At 71.4% G+C, this 23,572-nt stretch carries 11 protein-coding genes; 8 read left to right on the top strand and 3 right to left on the bottom strand.

Annotated elements, in window-relative coordinates; all coding sequences use genetic code 11:
- The first annotated feature begins 14 nt into the window (after positions 1 to 14).
- The 5 genes from OG959_RS35290 (at position 15) to OG959_RS35270 (ending at position 10,973) form a co-directional block, all read left to right on the top strand.
- Positions 15 to 1,034 (top strand): DUF389 domain-containing protein, encoded by a 1,020-nt coding sequence (locus tag OG959_RS35290; RefSeq protein WP_326665075.1) that lies wholly within the window; start codon positions 15 to 17, stop codon positions 1,032 to 1,034.
- A gap of 97 nt (positions 1,035 to 1,131) precedes the next feature.
- Positions 1,132 to 4,494, top strand: a complete 3,363-nt coding sequence (locus OG959_RS35285) for an ATP-binding protein (protein WP_326665073.1) — start codon at positions 1,132 to 1,134, stop codon at positions 4,492 to 4,494.
- A gap of 145 nt (positions 4,495 to 4,639) precedes the next feature.
- Complete coding sequence (locus tag OG959_RS35280) at positions 4,640 to 7,177, top strand: S8 family serine peptidase (RefSeq protein WP_326665071.1); 2,538 nt, start codon at positions 4,640 to 4,642, stop codon at positions 7,175 to 7,177.
- Positions 7,177 to 10,110, top strand: coding sequence for an FG-GAP-like repeat-containing protein (locus OG959_RS35275; RefSeq protein WP_326665069.1), 2,934 nt, complete (start codon positions 7,177 to 7,179; stop codon positions 10,108 to 10,110). The genes OG959_RS35280 and OG959_RS35275 overlap by 1 nt, the downstream gene beginning before the upstream one ends.
- Positions 10,111 to 10,277: 167 nt before the next feature.
- Positions 10,278 to 10,973, top strand: coding sequence for an AroM family protein (locus OG959_RS35270; protein WP_326665066.1), 696 nt, complete (start codon positions 10,278 to 10,280; stop codon positions 10,971 to 10,973).
- A gap of 7 nt (positions 10,974 to 10,980) precedes the next feature.
- On the opposite strand, the gene OG959_RS35265 is transcribed toward OG959_RS35270, so the two are convergent.
- Complete coding sequence (locus tag OG959_RS35265) at positions 10,981 to 11,763, bottom strand: IclR family transcriptional regulator (protein WP_326665064.1); 783 nt, start codon at positions 11,761 to 11,763, stop codon at positions 10,981 to 10,983.
- Between the two features lie 253 nt (positions 11,764 to 12,016).
- Between OG959_RS35265 and OG959_RS35260 the strand changes: the two genes are divergently transcribed.
- From OG959_RS35260 to OG959_RS35250, 3 genes are all read left to right on the top strand, one after another.
- Positions 12,017 to 13,648, top strand: coding sequence for an OPT/YSL family transporter (locus OG959_RS35260; RefSeq protein WP_326665062.1), 1,632 nt, complete (start codon positions 12,017 to 12,019; stop codon positions 13,646 to 13,648).
- Between the two features lie 74 nt (positions 13,649 to 13,722).
- Positions 13,723 to 14,787, top strand: a complete 1,065-nt coding sequence (locus tag OG959_RS35255) for an S-methyl thiohydantoin desulfurase domain-containing protein (protein ID WP_326665060.1) — start codon at positions 13,723 to 13,725, stop codon at positions 14,785 to 14,787.
- Entirely contained in the window at positions 14,780 to 16,240 is a 1,461-nt protein-coding gene (locus tag OG959_RS35250) for a M20/M25/M40 family metallo-hydrolase (protein ID WP_326665058.1), read from the top strand. The genes OG959_RS35255 and OG959_RS35250 overlap by 8 nt, the downstream gene beginning before the upstream one ends.
- 109 nt (positions 16,241 to 16,349) lie before the next feature.
- On the opposite strand, the gene OG959_RS35245 is transcribed toward OG959_RS35250, so the two are convergent.
- Positions 16,350 to 19,940, bottom strand: coding sequence for a S8 family serine peptidase (locus tag OG959_RS35245; protein ID WP_326665056.1), 3,591 nt, complete (start codon positions 19,938 to 19,940; stop codon positions 16,350 to 16,352).
- Between the two features lie 20 nt (positions 19,941 to 19,960).
- The gene (locus tag OG959_RS35240; RefSeq protein WP_326665054.1) at positions 19,961 to 23,551 is read right to left on the bottom strand and encodes a S8 family serine peptidase; all 3,591 of its coding nucleotides are present in this window, start codon (positions 23,549 to 23,551) and stop codon (positions 19,961 to 19,963) included.
- Between the last annotated feature and the right edge of the window lie 21 nt (positions 23,552 to 23,572).

The following is a 23,572-nucleotide window of genomic DNA, read 5'->3' as shown; positions in this document are numbered from 1 at the left end:
CAAGGAGATCCGCCATGGCATCCGTGGACGCCGCCACCCTCCGCCGGATGAGCGACGCGCTCTTCATCGAGCGGGGTCTGCGCAGCCCAGGCTCGACCCGCTTCTGGGGGCTGCTCGTCCTGGCGTCGGTCATCGCGAGCGCGGGCGTGGTCGGTGACTCGACGGCGACCGTCATCGGGGCGATGATCGTGGCTCCGCTGATGACTCCGATCCTGGGCAGCGCACTGGCGCTGGTCCTCGCCGACCGGTCGCAGGTGGTGCGGTGCGTCCTGCTGGTGTTCGGCGGTGCGCTGGCCGTGGTGGCGGTCGGCATGCTGCTGGGCTGGATCGCCGCCCCGCCGGACAGTTTCGCCTCCAACAGTCAGGTCACGTCCCGGATCAGTCCGCGTCTGATCGACCTGCTCGCCGCGCTGGCCACCGGCACCGTGGGCGCCTTCGCGCTCGTGCGCGCGGACATCTCGGACACCCTGCCGGGTGTGGCGATCGCCATCTCCCTGGTGCCCCCGCTGGCCGTGACCGGGCTCCTGCTCACGGTGGGCCGCTATCACGACGCCGGCGAGTCCACGCTGCTGTTCGCGACGAACGTGGCGGCGATCGTGGCGACCGGCACGGTCGTCTTCCTCGTCTTCGGCGTACGGGGCGTGGCGCAGGAGTCGGGCTTCGCCGTGGGGCGGTTCCACGGAGGTTCGCTGGCGGCCGTGGTGGGGCTCATGCTCCTGATCGCCGTGCCGCTGACCACCGGGACGATCAGTGTCGCCAGGGACCGCTCCCTGGCCGCCGACGCCCGCCCGGTCGCGGAGAAGTGGGCGGCCACCGGGAACTGGCAGATCGCCGCCGTGGAGGGCCGCAACGGCGTCGTGGTCATCGGCGTACTCGGGCTGCCGCCCCAGCCCGCGCCCACCGCGCTGCGTGCCGCCCTCGACCGCAACGGCATGCGGGACGCGGACCTCGAACTCCATCTGGTGGGCGGCCGCACCCACTGGTGCCCGGCGGACACCGACACCTGCACCGTGCGGGACTCGGCCATCGGCTGACCTGGGCTCACGAGGCTCACGGGGGCTCAGTCGGTGCTGCCCGGCGCCCCGCCCCGGGCCCTGCCGGCTCAGGGTGCTCGGCTACAGTGGCGCCCCCATGAACACGCAGCAAACGCCCCCCACCACCGGTCACCGTGTCGCCCCTTTGCTGCGTCTGCACCTTTTCGGCCGTTTCCGCGTATCGCGTGACGGTTGTCCCGAACCGACCGGCCGGTGGCCGCGGCTGACGGCCCAGGCACTGGTCAAGCTGCTCGCTCTCACTCCGGGCCACCGGCTGCACCGTGAGCAGATCATGGACCTCTGCTGGCCGGACACCGATCCGCATGCCGCCGCCGGCAATCTCCGCGTGGCGCTGCACGCGGCGCGGCGCGCGCTGGAGCCGGAGCTCGCCCCGCGCGCCGCGTCCTCGTACCTCGTGTCGGACGGGGCCATGCTCTCCCTCGACCCGGCCACCGTATGGGTCGACACGGACCATGCCGAGGAGGCCGCCGAGTCCGCGCTGGCCTCGCACGACCCCGCTGCGCTCAAGGACGCACTGGCCCTGTTCACGGGCGAGCTGCTGCCGGAGGACCGGTACCTCTCGTGGACGGAACCGCGGCGGGCACGGCTCACCGCCCTGACGAACGAGATGCACCTGGGGCTGGCCTCGGCCCACCTGGAGCGGGGCGCTCTGCAGGAGGCGACGGCGACGGCGGAGCACGTCCTGCGGTCCAGCCCGGCCGAGGAGGCGGCGCACCGGATCCTCATCGACGCCTACATACGCCAGGGCCTGCGACGGCGTGCGGTGGGCCAGTACCACCTGTGCCGTGAGGCGCTGGCGGCCGAACTGGGCGTCCCGCCCGGTCCGGAGACGGAGCGGCTGCACCGGGTCGCCCTGGCCACCACACGTAAGCCGGGCCCGGCCCGGGTGGCCCTGCCCGCACCCCTGCAGAGCCCGGACGTGGCCCCCTTGCGCGGCCGCGACGAACTGCTGCACCAGCTCCTCACCACCGGGGGGCCGCCGGTCCGCGTACTGACCGGCGAGGCAGGTGTGGGCAAGACCCGGCTGGTGGCCGAGGCCGCGCGGCTCGCCGCCGCCGCCGGATCCGCGGTGCTGTGGGGCGCCGGCCACGACGCGGAGGGGCACACCCCTTACGGCGTCTTCGCGGAGGCGCTCGACGGCTGGCTGGCCGAGCGGGACGTGACCGAACGTGCCCGCGTGGGCTCGGAGTATCCGGAACTGGCGGCCTTCCTGCCGTCGCTGGGGCAGGTACGGTCCCTCGGCGACCGCAGCCCCGAGGAGGAACGCGACCGGCTGTTCCGCGCAACGACCGGCCTTCTCACCGAACTCGCCACTGTTCAGCCGGTGCTGCTGGTCCTGGACGACCTGCACGCCGCGGACTCCGGCTCGTACCAACTGCTGAGCCACCTGGCCCGGCACGCCTCACGTCCCGGATTCCCGTTGCGCGTCCTGGTGACGTACCGGGCCGAGGAGCTCGCCGACTCCGGTCCCCGGGTCGTGGATCTCACGGCGCTGCTGCGGCAGCCGCAGGTCGCGCACGCGATCGTCCAGCGCCTCGACCGGGAAGCGTGCCTGGCGGTGGCGCGGGATGCCGCACCCTCGGCTCCCGGGGCAGGGACGGACAGCCCGGAGCGGTGGGACCGGGTGTGGGAACTGTCGCTGGGAAACCCGCTGTTCGCCGGTGAGCTCGCCCGGAACCTGGGCGCCGACGGCGCCGAGGGCGGGGCGCCGGACGGGGTGCGGCAACTGGTGGCGGAGAAGCTCGCCCGTCTCGACGGGAACACGCGCCGCGTGGTGGAGGCACTGTCCGTCGGCGGCGCCGAGACCGCACTGTCCGAGCTGCTCGACGTGGCCGCCGACGGCCTGCACCCGCCCCTGTCCGGGGCTGCGGCGATCACCGCTCTGGACGAGGCCATCGGCGCCGCACTCATCGAGGAGCGGACCGTCGTCGTGACCGGACGGCACGAGACCGGCATCGCCTTCCGGCACCCGCTGGTCCGCCTCACCTGTTACGAGCGGCTGTCCGCCGTCCGCCGCCGGCACCTGCACGGCGCCTTCGCGCAGGCGGTGCGCCGGCGCCGCCCCGACGCCGTCGACACGCTCGCCTCGCATTTCGCGCGCGCCGACGACGTCCGCGCGGCCGAGTACCTGCGCCTGGCGGCGGAACGGGCCGCTGCCCTGTACGCGAACGACACGGCCGACCGCTACTACCGGGATCTCATAGCCCGGCTCGATGTCGACGCGGGCCGCGCCCGGCTCGCGCACGCCCAGGTGCTGCGCAGCATGGGCCACTTCGAGCAGGCCGTCGGAGCCCTGCGCCCGGCGCTGGCTGAGTTCGAACGGCTGGACGACCACGACAATCGCGTCCTCGCGGCGGCGCTGCTGGCGGAGATGCTGGTCAGAACGGGGTCCCCCGCACCCGGCCTCGCCATCCTGCGGCAGCATCCCGTGACGGAGGAGACCTCTCCCGAACCGACGGCGGGTCACTTCCTGACGCTGTCCGTCATCCTCAGCACCCAGGGCCATTACGACGACGGGTGCGCCGCCGCCGAACGCGCCCTGGCAGCGGCGGACGAGGTGCCCGGTCACTCCAGTCACGGCCTCAAGGCCCGCGCCTTCGTCCTTCAGGCGAGCAATCTGGGGCTCGCGGGCCACTTCGACCTGGCGCGCGCCGCGGGCGACAGGGCGTTGGCGCCGGCCGAGGCCTACGGAGACCCGACACTGCTCGGATCGGTCCTGTCGATGCTGCGGGAGAACGCGCGCCGGGCCGGCCGTCTACGCGAGGCGATCGACCGGGGAGAGCGCGCCCTCGGCCTCGCCGAACGGTCCGGCGGCCCGGCGGCCGCCGCCTTCGAGCGGGCGAACCTCGCGGAACTCCGGCTGCTCCTGGAAGAGCCCGAACAGGCCCGTGCTCTCGCCGAGGCCGCGGTCGCGGGCGCGGAACCGGCCGAGGCCTGGTGCCTTCCGTACGCGCTCGCGGCGCTGGCCCGCACCCGGTGGGCCCTGAACGAGGCGGCCGCCGCCGAGGTCCTCCTGGACCGCGCCGAGTCGGTCGCCACCACGCTCGGGGACCGCCGGGCGAGCCACGCGGTGCATACCGCACGTGCGGAACTCGCCTTGCACATGGGACGTCCGGAGGCAGTGCTGCGGATCCTGGACCGTTTCGGCGACGAGGCACCCGTGCTGACGGCCTGGGGGGAGCTCCTATGCGGCCGTGCCGAATCCGCCCGGCAGCTCGCCCTGGCCGAGGTGTCGCGGGCGGAACGCACCGGTGAGCATCTTGCCGAGGTGGAGGCCCGGGTCGCACTCGGCGCCTCCTTGACCGTGCTGGCCGGGGAAGCCGAGGGGGCCGGGGAACTGGACCGGGCCGAGTCGATGGCCGAGATCCTTCCCTACCCGGCCGGGACGCGCCGAGCCGCCTGGGCGCGCGACCTGTTGCGCGACGCAGGCCGCGGCTGAAAGGCGCCCGCGGGAGGCACTGCTGACGGGCGGACTGTTGGTCCCTGGTTGCCCGGCCATGGCCGGGCAACCACTGTAATGCCCGAGTAACGGCGTCTGTCTAATGTCCGAGCTCCCCCGTTCCATTCCTGGAGGAGCTCCCCCGATGCATCTGTCCCCACCGCCGTGGCGTAGCCGCGCCGTCTGGGCGGCGGCCGCCTTCACGGTGACCGCGCTGCTGTCCGCACCGCTTCCCGCGGCTGCCGCAGCCGACGCCGCGCCGTCCCCCAAGGTCGACTCCGCGCTCCTGAACGCCGTTGACGGCGGCGGCCAGGCCTCCTTCTTCGTCGTCCTCAAGGACCAGGCGGACCTGTCCGCAGCCAAGAAGAAGAACGCCCACGCCGCAAAGGCGAAGTCCGCGTACAGCGAGCTGCGCGCCCACGCGAGGACCAGCCAGAAGTCGCTGAACACCTTCCTCGACAAGAAGAAGGTCGGTCACCAGGACTACTGGATCGCCAACGCCGTCCAGGTCACCGGCGACCAGGCCCTGGTCGACCAGCTGGCGAAGCGGTCGGATGTCGCCCGCATCGTCAAGGAGCAGACCTACAAGCTCGACGAGACGGAGAGCAACGTCTCCGCGGCGCCGGACAGCACGGTTGCTGACGACGGCACCCCGGAGTGGGGTGTGAAGGACATCAAGGCCGACCAGGTGTGGTCGCAGTACGAGGACCGCGGTGAGGGCATCGTCATCGCGAACGTCGACTCCGGCGTCCAGTACAACCACCCGGATCTCGTCGCGAACTACCGGGGCAACAACGGCGACGGGTCCTTCTCCCACGACTACAACTTCTACGACCCGTCGGGCAACTGCCCCTCGGACGGCACCCCCTGCGACAACAACGGCCACGGCACCCACACCATGGGCACCATGGTCGGCAAGGGCGGCGTCGGTGTCGCACCGAACGCCAAGTGGATCGCCGCAAAGGGCTGCGAGAGCAACGAGTGCTCCGACGAGTACCTCCTCAAGGCCGGTCAGTGGATCCTCGCCCCGACCGACCACACCGGGCAGAACCCCCGCCCGGAGCTGGCACCGAACATCGTGAACAACTCCTGGGGCGGCGGTGACACCACCTTCTACCAGGACATCGTCGAGGCCTGGAACTCCGCCGGGATCTTCGAGGCGTTCGCCGCGGGCAACGACGGTGACGGAGCGACCTGCTCCACCGCGCACGCCCCCGGCTCGCAGGCGCCGTCCTACGGTGTCGGCGCCTACGACGTGAACGGCGAGATAGCCAACTTCTCCGGCTTCGGACCCTCGCTCGTCGACAACTCGATGAAGCCGAACATCTCCGCGCCCGGCGTCGACGTCCGTTCCACCTGGCCCGGTTCGTCGTACATGGTCGAGTCCGGTACGTCGATGGCGACCCCGCACGTCGCCGGCGCCGTCGCCCTCCTGTGGTCGGCCGCCCCGTCCCTGATCGGGAAGATCGACGAGACCCGCGCGCTCCTCAACCAGGGCGCGTCCGACGTCGATGACACGCACTGCGGCGGCACCGCCGGCATGAACAACGTGTGGGGCGAGGGCAAGCTCGACATCCTCTCCTCCATCGACAAGGCCCCGCACATCGCGGCGACCATCACCGGCACCGCCACCGACAAGGCCACGGGCACCGCGCTGGCCGGTGTCACCGTCAGCGCCACCACCGGTGGCACCACCCGCTCGGTGACCACCACCGACAACGGCACCTACCGGCTGACGCTGGCCGCGGGCACCTACGACTTCTCGTTCAGCGGCTACGGCTACTCCACCGACACCCTCAACGGTGTCACCGTCGCCGAGAGCCAGGCCCTGACCCAGGACATCGCCCTGGACGCCGTGCCGCTGCACGCCGTGACCGGCACCGTCCTGGACGTCACCGGCAAGCCGCTCGCCCAGGCCACCGTCACCGTCGAGGGCACCCCCGTCCCGGCCGTCAAGACGGACACGGCCGGGCACTTCACCCTCCCGAAGGTCTCCGAGGGCGCGTTCACCCTCACGACCACACCGGCCGTCCCGGTGCTGTGCAACGGCGTGGACAACACCAAGCTCACCATCGACGCCGACAAGACGATGAACGTGCGCCTCCCGGCCCGTTCCGACGCCTCGGGCAACAGCTGCACCCCGGCCACGTACTCCTGGACCGCCGGCTCGACGAAGGTCGCCCTGTCCGGTGACGAGGACGCGAAGAACGTCACGCTGCCCTTCCCCGTGAAGTTCTACGGCGTTTCCTACAACAGCGCCGCCGTCACCACGAACGGCCTGATCAACTTCCTGGCCCCGCGCGTCGGCGACTACGTCAACACCGCCCTGCCCGCCGCCGCGAAGCCCGACGGCATCGTCGCCCCGCTCTGGGACGACCTGATGCTCGACAAGAAGTCCAGCGTGCAGACCGCCACGACCGGCAAGACCGGCAAGCGCACCTTCGCGGTCGTCTGGAACAACATGCTGTTCGCGGACGGCGGCACGAACCGCGCCACGTTCGAGGCCGTCTTCGACGAGGCCACCGGCGCGATCACGTTCCAGTACAAGACCGTCCCGGGCAATGGTGGCAAGGCCACCGTCGGCATCGAGAACCAGACCGGCACCGACGCCCTCCAGTACTCCTTCAACCAGACGGTACTGACGAACGGTTCCGCCATCCGCATCGCGCAGGGAGCCAAGTAATGAGAACCCACACCTCAAGGCGCGCCCTGCGCCTCGCCTCCACCCTCGTGGCCGCCGGGCTCGCCCTCACCGCGGCCCCGCACGCCCTCGCCGCGACCGGCGACGACGGCTCCGCGATGAAGCTCACCAGCGCACAGGCGGACAAGCTCGCCTCGCACATGGGCGTCGACGTCTACGGCGACAACCTCAAGTCCATCAACACCGGTGACAACACGACCGGTGACAGCGACGGCGGCGCCGATGCCCCCGTCTCCGGGCTCGACGCGGCCGGAACCGATGCCTCCGCTCCGGTCACGTTCACCAACACCTCCGCCCTGGAGGGTGTGCGCGGTATCGGTGCGACGATTCCCGCGGGTTCGGACGGCAGCTACTTCACCGTTCACAGCCTCGGCAACGTCCAGCTCCACAAGGCCGACGGCACCACCGCCTGGGCCCGCAGCAACGCTTCGCTCTACACCGACTGGCAGGCCAAGCCGCTCCGCGTGTGGCAGGTCGAGCCCTACCCGGCGCACATCATGATGGGCTACAACGCGGTCAGCCCGTCAACGCCCACCTCCGACCAGGGCTTCGACACCGGCGACCTGACCGGCGACGGCACCCCCGACCTCGTCTTCTCCGCGAGCGTCGGCTCCGCGCCCTACCGGCCGATCACCTCGCCCGGCTCGTCGCTGCCCACGGGTACGTTCGTGACCGTCCTGGACGGCAAGACCGGCAAGATGCTCTGGTCGAAGCTGTACTCGTACGCCACCTCGGTCAAACTCGTCGACGGCACACTGCTCGTCGCCAACGCACCGACCTACAACATCAACGCCCCCGCGGGCGAGACGGCCACCCTCAACGGCACCCGTTTCTCCTACGCCGACGGCGCGCTGACGCCCACCACCACGTGGACGTACGACACCAAGAGCACCGAGGCGACCTGGGGTGCGCTGGAGTCCGCCGGCGCCGGCAAGGCCGCGGTCTCCTGGGACCTGCAGAAGACCTCCACGACGCCGAGCAGCAGTCGCACCCTCGTTCTCGATGTGACGGACGGGTCCGTCGGCTGGCACACCGACAGCACCCTCTACAGCCGCCAGCTGCACCTGGACACCACGCGCAACCGGCTGGTCGCTCTGGAACAGGCCGACCCCACCGACGGCGTCCGCTACGAGATCGTCTCCTACGCCGTGGGCACCGGCGCCCGCGCCACCCTCGACAACCGTTCCAACGCCGTCCCGACCGCCATGACCATCGGCGACCTCAAGGGCACCAGGAAGACCGAGTACGCGGTCGCGGAATCCACCTTCGACTCCAACCTCTACGTCAACGCGAGCACCGTCCGCGTCCTCGATGGCACCACCCCCGACACCGCCCTGTGGTCACACACCACCAAGCGGAACGCCGACAACCCCGAGGACGGTGCCAGCACCTGGCGTCTGGACATCGCGGACGGCAGCCTGGCCGCCTCCTCGCAGAACGACACCGGCATGGACACCGCCGAGAACGCCGGCGGTGGCGGCAGGGCCGACCTGACGGTGTTCAACGCCAAGGGCGCCGTGCGCTGGGAGCACCGGGACAACACCGCGTCGCCGATGTTCCAGCAGGTCTTCGGTGACAAGAGCGGACAGCACGTCCGGGTCATCGACCAGGAACAGAACGTCCGCACCTTCGACCTCGCGAAGGGCGCCGAGCAGAACCTGACGCCGCTCCAGGGCGACCTGTCGTTCGCCCAGGCCCTCGACGTCGACGGTGACAAGAAGCAGGACGTCGTCACCGGCGGGACCTCGCACGGCGTCTGGGCCTACGCCGGCGGCTCGCTGCTGACCGGCAAGCCGAAGAAGCTGTGGCAGGCCACCGTCACCGGCCAGGTCCACGCCATCGAGACCGGCGACGTCACCGGCGACAGCAAGCCCGAGATCATCGTGGCCGCCGACACCGCCACCGTCGTCCTCGACGCGCGCACCGGCAAGACCCTCACCACCATCGAAGGCGGCAACAGCGACGGCACCTTCGTCCGCTCCGTCACCGTCGCCGACGTCAACGGCAAGGGCAAGGACGAGATCCTCGTCCCGACCGACGCCCTGCGCGTCTACAACGGCAACGGCAAGAAGCTGTGGCAGTACGCGGCCCCCGCCGATGCCGGAGACGTCGTCTTCTCCGACACCACCACCGCCGACGGACGCGTCTACACCCAGTACGGCAGCGTCAACGCCCTGAACCTCGACTCCTCCGCTCAGGACGGTGTCGCGCTCAACGGCAAGAACGGCGATGTCCGCTGGACCGCCTCTCCCAAGGCCCCGGCCCAGGCCGTCGATGGAGAACTCCACGGCGCCCTGCTCGACCACGCCGTCTTCGCATCCCCGAAGATCCCGTACGCGGACGGTCACGCGGTCGTCTACACGTGGCTCGTGCAGTCCGAGCCCGACTTCGACTCGACCTCGGCCGCGTCCGCACACGTGGTCGTCGAGATCCGCGACGGGCGGACCGGGGAACTGCTTCGCCAGGAGATCACCGGCAGCCCCTGGTCGCACGGCAACTTCTTCACCGGTGACGACAGCGACGGCCTCCTCGCCACCAGCTTCGGCACCATCCGCGTCTTCGGCGCCGACGGCCAGGACGGCAAGGGCTCGGTGTCCGCGCCGCTGCGCACCACCCAGTTCATCACCGGCCCCGGCGGACGGAAGCTGCTGGCCGGTGGCGTCGAAGGCGGTGTGGGGGCGTGGGACCCCGCGCTCCTCACCAGCGGGGACGCCTTCAGCAGCGCCCTCGGCAGCGGCAACGTCTCGGGCGGCCGCAACTACCTCGCCGTCGACCTCGACGGCGACGGAGCGGAGGAGATGATCTCCCTCAACTCCAACGCCACCGGCTACGACCGGATGTCGGAGGAGCTGGGCGGGCGCGTCCTCAGCCCGGACAACAACATCCACCAGATGACGACGTTCAAGCTGTCCTGACCCCACCCGGCTGATCGCCGGGACCGCACACCGAGAACCCCCTGGGTCACGCCCAGGGGGTTCTCGGCGTGCGAGCCGGATGCAGCAGGCCGCACGTCACCCCCTACCCACACATCGCATCGCCGACTAGATTATTTCGGAACTCCTATCCATATTCTGGAACTCCCATGAGAAGAGGCGCCGTGGACACGGTCACCTTTCTGACCATCGGTCAGGCCCCCCGCCCGGACCTGTCCGAAGCCATCGAGGCGCACCTGCCGGGGACCGCACGTGTACGGCACGCCGGCGTGCTCGACGGTCTGACCCGCCCGGAGACCGAGCTCCGCTTCGGGGCGACGGAAGGACGCGCGACCCTTCTGAGCCGACTGGCCGACGGAAGTCCCGTGACCTTGGACGCGGACACCGTCGGCGCCGCGCTGCAGGCCCGTATCGATCAGGTGGAGGAGGCCGGCGCCGACGTCGTGGTCCTCCTGTGCACCGGCGAGTTCCCCGGCCTGCGGACCCGGCGGGCGCGGCTCGTCGAGCCGGACGCCCTCGTCACGGGATACGTCGGCACCGTCCTGCGGGGCAGCCGGGTCGGCTTCGTCGTACCGCTGCCCGAGCAGGTGCCCGAGGCGCGGGAGAAGTGGCGGGCCGTCGTTCCGGCCCCCGCGTTCACCACGGCCTCGCCGTACGCCGACAACGACGCGGCCCTGCTCGCGGCGGCCTGCACCCATCTCGAGGCCGGGGCGGACGTCCTGATGCTCGACTGCATGGGGTACGGGGCACGGCACCGCCGGTCACTGCGCGCGGCCGGGCTCACCGTGCCGATCCTGACGCCGGGCGCGGTGGTGGGCGCCGCCCTCGGGCCCCTGCTGGTCTGAGGGCGCCTCAGCGGCCGGCGTCGGCCTCGACGTACCGCAGCCAGTACGGGTCGCCGATGCGCTTGCCGACGCGCAGGGCGGCGTCCCGTACCGACCGGCCGAAGCGGGCCGCGTTCCCGTCGTGCAGCTCGGGCGCGGGCAGCGCGACTCCGATGCCGAAGATCTGCCCCGTGTCGCTGTCGAGTACGGCCGCGGAGACGCCGGCGACGTTCGGAACGTACTCGCCGCGCGAGGACTCCCAGCCGTCGGCACGCACCCTGGCCAGGCAGGAGGTCAGTTCACCGGGGGTGCGCGGCGCCGAGCCCGTGCTCTGTTCCAGGCGGGCGTCGACGAGGCGCAGCACCTGCGCGTCGTCCAGGCGGGCGAGCAGCGCCCGCCCCATGGAGCTGGCGTAGGCGGGGGCCCGGGTGCCGGCCGGGGTGTACGCCTGGAGAGCTCCGGTCGTCCCGAGCCGCATGTGGAGCACGAGCGACTCCGGCCCGTCGAGTACGTCCACGTATCCGGTGTAGCCGATGTCGGCGACCAGCCTGGCCAGCTCCTCCTCCAGGAGGGAGGCCGTGCTGCGCGAGGCGCGGAAGTGGTACGAAGCCTCCATGACGAGGACGCCGGGGCGGTAGGCGCGGCTCGTCGGGTCGCGGTCGAGGAAGCCGTAGTCGGCCATCATGCTGAGCGTCCGCGAGACGGAGCTCTTGGGCAGGTCGAGCGCCCCCGCGACATCCGTCACGGTCAGATCGCGCTGCAGACGCGCCATCAACCGCAGGACATCGCGCGCGTTGGCGAGTGTGCTCACCGTTCTCCCGCCTCCCCCGAGCTCCCCCGAGTCGTGTCGTCCGATCGTAAAGGGCGCCCGGGCGTGCTCCCGACCGCCCCTCGTCCGTGACTCCGAACCGCCCACATTCCGAGAATCCCGGCTCAGCCCTTGACGGCGGAATGAGCCGTATGGATGATCCAAGGAGATCCAGATATTCAGATCCTGTTCCATATTTTAGAACTTCCCCAGGCGACTGACAAGGCGCCCACCCGCACGGGAGCACCGAAGACCCATGAGCACTGACGCCTCTCCCCAGGCCGATACCTCGCACCCCGCGAGTGAGGGCCCGCGCCATCCCCGCGCCCTCGCCCCCGGCAATCTGATCCTCACCGTGGTGCTCAGCGTGTTCGGGGCGATCGTGGGCGTACAGCTGCTCGCCACGCTCGGCGTCACCCCGAGCACCTCGCTGATCGGCGCCCTGGCCGCGATGACGCTGGCCCGCGTGCCGCTCGTCATGTTCCGCGGCTTTCGCTCGGTGCATGCCCAGAACCTCGCGCAGACCAGCATCTCCTCGGCCACGTTCGGCGCCGCGAACAGCCTGTTCCTGCCGATCGGGATCCCGTTCCTGTTCGGGATGGACGACATGATCATCCCGATGCTGATCGGGGTCGCCGCCGCGATGCTCGTCGATGCCTGGCTGCTCTACCGGATGTACGACACCCCGGCCTTCCCCGCGAAGAACCCCTGGCCGCCGGGGCTCGCCGCCGCCCAGGCCATCAAGGCGGGCGACGAGGGCGGCCGGCGTGCCAAGGTCCTCGGCCTCGGTCTGCTGACCGGTCTGGTCGGCGCCGCGTTCACGCTGCCGATGTCGGCGTTCGGCGTGGCCCTGATCGGTGGGTTCGGTGCCATGGCCGCCTTCGGCGTCGGCCTGCTGTTCAACCAGTACGCCGACCCGCTGTTCGGCCTCGACCTGAACGGGATGTACCTGCCTCACGGCATGATGATGGGCGCGGGCCTGGTCGCCCTGGTCCAGGTCGGCCGCACCATCGTCAAGGTCCGGCGCGCCCCGGCGGACGACGCCCGCGCGACCGGACCGGCCGGCGCGCCGGAAGGCGCCCGCCGCCTGGGGCGCTCCATGCGGCTGGGCTTCGGTGCCTACCTCGTGATCTCGGTCCTGCTGGCGTTCGGTACCGGTGCCGCCACGCACATGAGCCCGGGCATGCTGATCGGCTTCCTGCTGTACGCCTCCGTCGCCGCGTTCCTGCACGAACTGCTCGTCGGCATCGCGTCGATGCACTCCGGCTGGTTCCCCGCCTTCGCGATCGCCCTGATCACGCTGCTGCTCGGCATCCTCATCGGCTTCCCGCCCGAGGCGCTCGTCGTGCTGTCCGGCTTCACCGCCGCGACCGGTCCGGCCTTCGCCGACATGGGCTACGACCTGAAGGCGGGCTATCTGCTGCGCGGCGAGAACGCCGACCCGGCCTTCGAGCTGGAGGGCCGCCGTCAGCAGCTGATCGCCGCGATGATCGGCTTCGGCGTCGCCATCGTCGTCGTGCTGGTCTCGTACCGGATGTTCTTCGACAACGGGCAGACCGCCCCGATCGACGCCGCGTACGTCGCCGCGATCAAGGCGGGCCCGTCCGCGGAGACCGCCCGGGACCTCGCCCTGTGGGCGATCCCCGGCGCGGTCGTGCAGCTGATCGGCGGCTCGAAGCGCCAGCTCGGCATCCTGCTGGCGACCGGGCTGCTGATCACCACACCGATGGCCGGCTGGATGGTCGCCGCCGGCATCGCCGTCCGCGTCCTCGCTCCCCGCGTCCTCGGCCCGAAGGCCAAGGACGACCTGGAGGTCTTCGCCGGCGGCGCGATCGCCGGTGACGCCCTCTACTCGTTCGGCAACGGCGTGTTCAAGGCCGCCAAGTAGGCCAGTGGGCCCAGCAGCCGGACAGCCCGTACGTCCTCTCGCACCCCTGTACAGAACCACCCTGGGAGAACCCCGTGAAGCGACAGTTGACCCATGACGACATCCGCGCGGCCGTGTACGGCGGTGCCGTACTGGGCGGAGGCGGCGGCGGATTCGTCGAGCGGGGTCTGCGCACCGCCGAACTGGCCCTCCAGATCGGCATACCGGAGCTGTGGTCGGCCGACGAGTTCGCGGCCGACGACCTGACCGCGACGGTGGCCCTGGTCGGCGCCCCCGCGGCGCCCGACCCGCAGGTGCTGCCCACGCACCTGCTGCGCGCCCTGGAACTGCTCCGCCGTGACCTGCCGCGCCCGCTCGTCGCGATTCACACGAACGAGAACGGAGCCGAGACCACCATCAACGGCTGGTTCCACTCCGCGATGACCGGCCTCCCCGTCATCGACCTGGCCTGCAACGGCCGCGCCCACCCCTCCAGCGTGATGGGCGCGATGGGCCTGCACCAGGAGGAGGGCTACCTCTCCTCCCAGGGCTACGCGGGCGGCAAGCCGTACGCCTACGTCGAGGGCTCGGTCTCCGGCCGTCTGGACGCCACGTCGAACGTGGTCCGGCGCGCCTCCGTGGAGGCGGGCGGCTGGGTGGGCGTGGCCCGCAACCCCGTAGAGGTCGGCTACGCGGTGCGCAACGGCGCGCCGGGCGCGATCGGTTCCGCCATCGAACTCGGCCGCCGCTTCCTGGCGGGTGGCGTGCTCGGCGCCGCCCAGCATCTCGGCGGCGAGATCGCCGTGACCGGCACGGTGCGCGAGTACCGCTGCGAGCAGCGGGAGGGCCTGGACGTCGGCGTCGCGGTCCTGGACGACGCGGCGCGCACCACCCTGTACATCGTCAACGAGTACATGGCGCTCGATGTCGACGGTGTCCGCCGGGCCTCGTTCCCCGATCTGATCACGACGTTCGACGAGGACGGGCAGCCGCTCGCGTCGGCGCACGTCGAGGTCGGCAAGCAGGTCAGCGTCCTGGTCGCCCCGGCCGAGAACCTCCTGCTCTCCCGGACGATGTACATGCCCGATGTGTACGCGCCGGTGGAGGAGCTGCTCGGTATCGAGTTCGCCCCGGCCGCACGGGTCCTCGCCGATGCCTGAGCAGGCCCCGGCCGGTGTCGCCGAGGCCGGTTCCGTACGGGAGTTCTGTGACGCCCAGTGGGAGACGGATGTGCTCCCCCTCGTCCGGCAGCACATCCGCGTCCCGGCGGTCAGCCCCGCGTACGACCCCGACTGGGAGGCCCACGGCCACCTCGACCGGGCCGTCGACGCGGCGGCCGCGTGGCTGCGGAACGTACCGCTGCCCGGCCTGCGGGTGGAGGTCCTGCGCGCGCCCGGACGCACGCCGCTGGTCTTCTTCGAGGTACCGGGCGAGGGCGCGCCCGCGCAGGAGACCGTCCTGTTCTACGGGCACCTCGACAAGCAGCCCGAGGGCGACGGGTGGACCGAGGGCCGCACCGCTTGGCAACCGGTGGACGACGGCCCCCGGTTGTACGGCCGCGGGGGCGCCGACGACGGGTACGCGCTGCCCGCATCGGTGACCGCGGTGCGGGCGCTGGCCGAGCAGGGCGCGGCCCGGCCGCGCTGCGTCGGCGTGTTCGAGGCCGGTGAGGAGTCCGGCAGCCCCGACCTCGACCACTGGTTCGCCCTGCTCGCGCCGCGCATCGGCGAGGTGGGCCTGGTGGTCTGCCTGGACTCCGGTGCGGGCGACTACGAACGGTTGTGGCTGGTCACGTCGTTGCGTGGGGCCTGCGGCGGGACGCTCGACGTGCGGGTACTCGGCGACGGCGCGCACTCCGGGGACGCGGGCGGTGTGGTGCCGTCGTCGTTCCGGGTGCTGCGGCGGTTGCTGGACCGGCTGGAGGACGGCGCGACGGGTGCGCTGCGCCCGGACGTCCTGCACTGCGAGGTGCCGGACGAGCGCCGCGCCCAGACACGTGAGGCGGCGGCGCTGCTGGGCGAGCAGGTCTGGGGCCGCTTCGACTGGTACGGGAACGCGTCCCCGGTGACGCGCGATCCCGAGGAGCTTCTCCTCAACCGGGCCTGGCGCCCCAGTCTGGAGATCACGGGAGCGGACGGGATTCCTCCGGTGGCGTCGGCGGGCAACGTGCTGCGTCCGCACACGCGTGTGAAGGTCTCGCTGCGGCTGCCGCCCACGGTGGACAGCGCGGCGGCCCTCGCGGAGGTCGGCCGGATCCTCGAGGCGGACCCGCCGTACGGCACGTCGGTCCGGTTCACGCCCGACCGGGTCGTCGCCGACGGCTGGCACGCACCCGCCGAACAGCCGTGGCTCCGGGCGGCGCTGTCGGCGGCGAGCCGGTCCTGCTTCGACGGGGCGGATGTCGCCCGGATCGGTCAGGGCGGCACGATTCCCCTGATGGGGAAGCTGACCCGGCAGTTCCCCGAGGCGCAGTTCCTGGCCTGCGGTGTGCTGGGCCCGGGAGCGAACGCCCACGGCCCGAACGAGTCCCTCCATGTGCCTTACGCGCGGCGCCTCACGTCGAGCCTGTCGCTGATCCTCAACGACTACGCCCTCCGGGCCCGGCATGGGTGAGCCCGCCCGCACGGACTGAACAACGCGCGGGAACGGAAGACCCCACGCCGCAGGGCCCGCCCCGGAATGTTTCCGGGGCGGGCCCGTTCGCGGCTGTGGACGGGCTGGATCAGCTCGTCAGGTCGGGGCGCTGGGTCACCCGGATCGAGTTGACCAGCGTCGTGCCGGTGACCGCCTTGAAGCCCACCTCCAGCCGGCCGTCGGTGACCTTGACCGTGAACGTCCTGGACAGCTCGGTCCGGGCGCCGCCCGACTCCAGGCGGACGTCCACGTCCGCGACCTTCTCCACACCTTCGGCTGTCACGTCGAAGACACGCTGTCCCGGCTTCACTCCCGCCGGCTCGGCGAAGCCCAGCTCCACCTGGTAGACGCCGTTCGGCACGGCACCGAAGCGGTACTCGCTGACTCCCTCCCGGCCCGAGCGCAGCAGTTGCTGCTCCTGGGAGCTGTCGGCACCCGCGATGTCCTTACGGGTGTAGGTGAGGACGGTGCTGTCACCCACGTATCCGAACGAGCCCTCCGCGTACGGCCGGTCCTGGGTCCAGGTGTCGCCGAGTGCGTCCAGGGACGCGGTGTCCGCGCCCACGTCCACACCCTTCTGGTACGCCGGTACGACCAGCTTCAGCGGCAGCGAGAGCGACGGTGTGCGGGCGCTCTCCGATGTCAGCACGAGGGTGCCCGAGTACACCGTGCCGGGCTTGGCCGCGGCCGTGTCGAAGGTCAGCGTCACCTGCTGCCGCGCGCCGGCACCCAGCGTGCCGGACGCCGGGGCGACCTTCAGCCAGGCGGCGCCGGACTTCTCCGCGACGGTGTATGTGGCGGACGAGCCGCCGTTGGTGAGGGTCAGGGTGCGCCGGCGCTGCTCGCCCGCCGGAACGACCAGCTGCCACCCGGAACCGTTGTCGGCCCGCACCGCTCCCGTGGTCAGGGCGGATTCGGTGCGCAGCGCGGACAGGCTGCCCAGTTCGGCCGTGCGGGTCGCGGTGGCGTAGTGCGGCGCCGTGATCGTGACCTTGTGGTCGGCTGCCGCGTCCACCGGGACCTGCGTCAGGTACGCGCCGTCGGGACGGGTGGTCGCCGTGCCGACGCTCGTCCCGTCGCGGGTGACGGTGACGGTGGCGCCGGCGACCGGCTTGCCGTCGTTGGCGTCGGTCACCGTGCCGGAGACGACGGCGTGACCCTCGGGCCGGAACCGGATCGCCATGCCGTCGCGGACGGAGAGCTCGTCGTACGAGTACTGCAGCGCGTCCGTGCCGTCGTGGTTCTCCGCGCCGATGGTGGCGCCGGTGCCCTGCTCGAAGGCTTTCCCGCCGGCGTCGATGCCCTTGTAGTGGAAGGAGTACGTGCCGTCCTCGCCGATCACCGCCGCGAAGCCGATGCGCCGGGTCGTGTCGCGGGCGATGAGCATGTCGCGCCACTCGACGACGTACTCACGGTGCGGGGCGGTGCCCCGCACCGACGTGTAGATGCCGGACGAGGAGTCCATGGCGAGCTGGTCCCAGAACGGTGAGAGCGCGCCGTTGGCCGGGGACTTGTTCGGCAACGGGCTGTTGTCGAGCAGTGAGAGGTAGCCGAAGATCACCTGTCCGTCGCGGGTGATCCATCCCTTGTCGTACGTGTGGCCGTACAGGGCGACGGGGAACGGCGCGGTCACCGCGGAGTAGGCCCCCGACGGCGTAGAGAGATCGACCTTCGTCTCGCCGGTCGGGTACTCAGCGGACACCTGGCGGCAGGTGGTGCCGAAGGCGTCGGTGCGGGTGGCGAGGGCGACGTCCTTGGTGGCCGTGCCCGTGGCGACGTCGGTCACGATGCCGATGGTGGCCGCGCAGTGGTTCAGCGGGGTCAGGCTGATCCGGTAACCGCCGCCCACGGGCAGCGTCAGCTTGTAGCTGCCGTCGGCCGCGGTCGCGGCGCGGACCGGGGTGCCCTGCACCTTGATCGCGACGTCGGCCTCGATGCCGGAGTCGCTGCGCACGGTGCCGGTCAGGGTGCCGGTGGGTGCGGTGGCGAGCGCCGTGTCGTGGGTGGCGGAGCCGCCGTCGGTGACGGTGAGTCCGGCGATGTCGGTGACGTAGCCGAACTTGGTGACGGACACCGTGTACGCACCGGAGACCAGCCGCGGGAAGGCGTACGTGCCGTCCTTCTTCGTGGTCAGGGTGGCGTGCGTGGGACCGGCCACGGAGACCTCGACGTCGGCGGCCCGTTCGCCGCCGATGGTGACGGTGCCGGTGAGGGCGCCGACGTGGTCGCGCGGGGCCGCGTTCACGGCGGCGTACGCGTCGAGCCGGCCTTCGCCGTAGACGTTGTTGAAGGCCGCGGTGCCGCCGCAGGTGGTGTCGTCGACGTCGATCGCGGACTTGTTCAGCGCCGCTTCGGTGGCGGTGATGTCACCGCGCAGCGCCGGGGCGGCCGACCAGAGCAGGGCGACGGTGGCCGCGGTGTGCGGTGAGGCCATCGACGTGCCCGACTTGGCCGCGTAGCCGCCACCGGGGGTGGCGGAGCGGACGTTGACGCCGGGGGCGGCGATGTTCGGCTTGACGGTGCCGTCGACGCCGGGTCCGCGCGAGGAGAACGAGGCGATCTTGTTGTTGTTGTCGAAGGCGCCCGAGGCGTACGTGTTCGTGTAGGCGCCCGGGGAGCCGGCCGTGTCGCAGTACGATCCCGCGTTGCCGTTGGAGAAGGCCGGGAAGATCCCGGCGTCCCGCCACGACTGCACCATCGCCTGGTACCAGGTGTCCAGGCTGTCGGAGCCCCATGAGTTGTTGATGACGTCGGGGGCGCGATCGGGGCGCGGGTTCTCCCCGTCGGCGTCGGTCGGCGCGAGCATCCACTGCCCTGCGGCGAGCAGCGCGTCGCGCGGACAGCCCTGCGGGGTGCAGGCCTTGGCCGCCATCCAGCGTGCGCCGGGCGCGACGCCTATGGAGTTGCCGGCGCCGTCGTCACCGACCATGGTGCCCATCGTGTGGGTGCCGTGCCCCAGGTCGTCGCAGGGCTGTGCCGCACCGCAGGTGTGGGTCGCGTCGAACCAGTTGTAGGCGTGGTCGTACGCGCCGTCGGTCTTCAGGCCGCGGTAGGCGGCGGCGAGGGCGGGGTGCTGGTAGTCGACGCCGGTGTCGATGCTGCCGATGACCGTGCCCTCACCGCGTACCCCGTACTCGTTCCACACCTTCGGGGCGTTGATGCGGTCGATGTTCCACTCGATGCCGTCGACCTTGGCCTCGTTGGTGCCGTTGGCCGCGGGCGGGAGCGGGACGGTGTCGTCGGCCTCGATCGACGCGACGTCGGAGCGGGCGGCGATCTTCGCGGCCAGGGCCTTGCTGCCGGTGACCTTGACGGTGTTGCTGATCCAGTACGACGTGTAGGTCGCGTCGGCCTGCTTCAGCAGCGCCGTGAGTCCTCGCTGCGAGGTCTTGGCGTACGCGGTCTTCGCCTTCAGGACAGCACGGCCCCGGCCGGTCTTGGTCGGCGCCTTCTTCGCGGCCGAGGTGTCGGCCTGGGAGGCGAGCTGCACCCAGAAGGAGACCTTGTCGTGCTGGGTGAAGTCCTTGAGCAGGGCGCTGTCCGCCTTGCTCTGCAGGGTGGTCGGCGGGACCGGTTCGGTGGCGACGGCCGGCAGGGCGCCCAGGAGGGGGGCACCGAGGGTCGTGGCGAGCACGGTGGTGAGCAGTCCTCGCCACCGGGGTGTTCTGTGTCGGTTCACGTCTGCTTTCCTCATGGGGATCAGCTGCTCAGGTCGGGACGCTGGGTGACGCGGATGGCGTTGACGAGGGTCTTCTCGGCGCCGGTGGCGACCAGCCGGACGTTCAGCTGGCCGTCGGTGACGGTGACCGTGAAGGACTTGGCGAGCGCCCGGTAGCTGCCGCCGGTCTCGGCGACGATGTCGAGGTCGGGCAGGCGGACGGAGCCCTCGGCGAGGACGTCGGTGAGGCGCTGTCCGGCCGTGACCTTGCCGAGCTCCGCGAAGTCCAGCTCGACCTGGTAGGTGCCGTTCGGCACCTGGTCGAAGCGGTACTCGAGAGCGCCCTCGCGGGCGGTGCGCAGCAGCCTGTCGTCGGTGGTGTCCTCGATGGCGTTGGTGGTGCTCACCTTCGTGGACCGGCCGACGAAGCCGTACGAGCCGGCCGTGTACTTCTGGTCCGGGGTCCAGGTGTCGGCGGCGGAGTCGGTGTACGCCTTGGCCCCGCCGGCCTCGATCGCCGTGCGGTAGGCGGGCACGGACACGGTCACCGGAATCCTGATCTCCGGGGCGCGTCCGCTGTCGGAGGCGACGACGACGGTGCCCTTGAGGGCGGTGCCGGGTGCCACGCCGTGCGTGTCGAAGGTCAGGACGACCTTCTGCTCATCGCCCTTGGCCAGCTGCCCCTGTGCGGGTGCGGCGCTGAACCAGGAGGCACCACTCGTCTCGGTGACCGTGTAGCCGGTTTCGGAGGCGGAGTTGGCGAGGGTGAGGGTGCGCTGACGGCTCTCCTCGGCGGGCACGACCAAGGTCGTCGCGGTGGCCGGGGTGGCGGTGACCTTTCCGGTGGTCAGCGCGGTGGAGAACTGTTCCGTGGAGCCCGTGGCGAGGGCGACGGTACGCGTACCCGCGCCGTAGTGCGCGGCGGTGACGGTGACGTCGTAGTCGGTCTTGTCGCCGGTCACCGGCGTCTGCACCAGGTAGGTTCCGTCGGACTCCGTGGTGCCGGTGGCTACGGGCTCGCCGTCACGCGAGACGGTGACGGTGGCTCCGGCGAGCGCCTTGGCGTCGTTGCCGTCGGTGACGGTGCCGGTCAGGGCGGCGCTGCGGGTGGGCCGGAACTCGACGGCGAGGCCGTCGCTCACGGACGCCTCGTTGTACGAGTACTCCAGCGCGTCGGTGCCGTCCGCGTTCTCGGCCCCGATGGTGGCGCCCAGGCCCTTCGCGTAGTCGCCGCCGGTGGGGTTGCGGTAGTGGAAGGAGTACGTGCCGTCCTCACCGAGCACCACGGAGAAGTCGAGCCTCTGCGTGCGCGCGGTGGACGTCACCGCGTTGCGCCACTCCACGACGATCTCGCGGTGCGGGGCGGTGCCGCGGGCCGACCAGTAGATGTCGCCGCCGTCGTTGGCCAGCTGAAGATTGTCCCAGAACGGGTAGAGCGAGCCGTTGGGGAGTCCCGGATAGGGGACGGTCCGGTTGGCGCTGAGGCTGCTGGACGTCTCGAAACTGAGGTAGCCCTCGATGTTCGCGGCGGCCTGCCGGTACGTCTTGCCGTACAGCGCCACCGGGAAGGGGAACTTGACCGTGGTCGAGCCGTCGTAGTCGCTGCTGGTGCTGAGCTTGGTGGCGCCGGAGGGGAACGCGGTGTCGTGCGTGGTCCGGCAGACGGTGCCGAACCGGTCGCCGCGGTTGGGCAGGGTGAGGTCCTTGCCGGCCTCGCCCGCGACGACCTGGACGCCGAACGAACCGATCGTGGCGCAGCGGGAGACCGGGGTGATCGTCAACTGGTAGGCACCGGCCGGGAGCCGGAGCGCGTACGTACCGTCGGCCGCCGTCGTGGTGGTGGTGTCGGCGGGGGCACCCGCCACCACGATCTTCGCGCCGGCCTCGGGGCCGGACAGCGTGGTCACGGTGCCGGTGAGCGTGCCGATGGGCGCGAGGGCGAGGGCCAGGTCGCGGGTGGCGGTGCCGCCCTCGGTGACGGTGGCGGTCGATTCGGCGGTCGTGTAGCCGAACTTGGTGACCTCGACCTTGTAATCGCCGACCATGAGCTTCGGCAGGCTGTACGTGCCGTCGGCGCGGGTTTCAGCGAGGGCGTTCATCGGGCCGTCGAGTTCCACGGTGGCGCCGGCCAGCGGTGCGCCGTCGGTGGTGACGTTGCCGGTGAGGCCGCCGAGCGGGCCGCGGGGGACGGATGCGACGGCCTCGTAGGCGTCGAGCCGGCCCTCACCGTAGACGTTGTTGTTCTCGGCGCTGCCGCCGCACGTGGTGTCGTCCACGTCGTGGGCGGTGCGGTCGAGGAGGCGTTCGGTGGCCGCGACGTCGCCCCGGATCGCCGGGGACGCCGCCCACATCAGGGCGACGGTGGCGGCGGTGTGGGGTGAGGCCATCGACGTACCGGACATGACGGCGTAGCCGCCGCCGGGGGCGGCCGAACGGACGTCGACGCCCGGGGCTGCGATGTCGGGCTTGACGGCGCCGTCCTCGCCCGTGCCCCGGGACGAGAAGGACGCGATGTCGCCGGCGCTGTCGAAGGCGCCGGTGGCGTAGCTGTTGGTGTAGGCGCCCGGGGAACCTGCGGTGGCGCAGTCGGGGCCGGCGTTGCCGTTGGAGAACGCCGGGAAGATCCCCGCGTCGGTCCACGCCTGGACCATGTCCTTGTACCAGGTGTCGATGACGTCGGCACCCCAGGAGTTGTTGACGACGTCGGGGGCCAGGTCCGGGCGCGGGTTCTGGCCGTTGCGGTCGGTGGGCGCGAGGATCCACTGGCCGGCGGCCATCAGCGCGTCCTGCTCGCAGCCGAGCGGGGTGCACGCCCTGGCCGCGATCCACTGGGCGCCCGGCGCGACACCGATCTTGTTGCCGTCGCGGTCGTCCCCGACCATGGTGCCCATGGTGTGGGTGCCGTGCCCGTGGTCGTCGCAGGGGGCGTCACCCGAGCAGCTCGCGGTGGCGTCGAACCAGTTGTACTCGTGCTGGTACGTGCCGTCGGCCTTGAGACCGCGGTACTTGTTCATCAGCGTCGAGTGCTGGTAGTCGACGCCGGTGTCGATGTTGGCGACGACGGTGCCGCTTCCGTTGATGCCCAACTCGTCCCAGACCTTGGGCACGTTGATGCTGTCGAGGTTCCACTCGACTCCGTTGACCGTCGGTTCCTGCTCGGCGGGCAGTTCCTCGGGCAGCTGGAGGAGCTTGTCGGCCGCGATGGAGGCGACCTCCGGGCGGGCGGCGATCTTCTCGGCGAGTGACTTGTCGCCCGTGACCTTGAGGGTGTTGCTGATCCAGTACGAGGTGGAGTGCGCACCCGCCTTCTTCACCAGAGCCTCGATGCCGGCCTGGGTGGTGGCGGCGTGCCGCTTCTTGGCCGCGATGAGGGCCTTGTCCCGGCCCACCCGGGTCTTCGCCCCCTTCGCGGCCGAGGTGTCGGCCTTGGAGCCGAGCTGCACCCAGAACGTCGTGGTCGCTTTCTTGTCCAGCTGCCGGACCACCTCGGTGTCGGCCTTGCCCAGCAGCTGGGACGCGGGCGTCGGGGCCGGGTCCGCGGAGGCGGGCACCGCTGCGAGGAGCGGCACCCCCATGGCCAGGGTGAGCGCGGCGGCCATCAGGCCTTGCCGTCGCGCGAGTTGCTGTCTCACGTACGCACTCTCTTTCCAAAG

This window comes from Streptomyces sp. NBC_00385, from assembly GCF_035917155.1.
GTDB classification, from domain to species: Bacteria; Actinomycetota; Actinomycetes; order Streptomycetales; family Streptomycetaceae; genus Streptomyces; species Streptomyces poriferorum.
The sequence above is the reverse complement of the archived record's forward strand: the minus strand, read 5'-3'. Positions and strand labels throughout refer to the sequence as shown.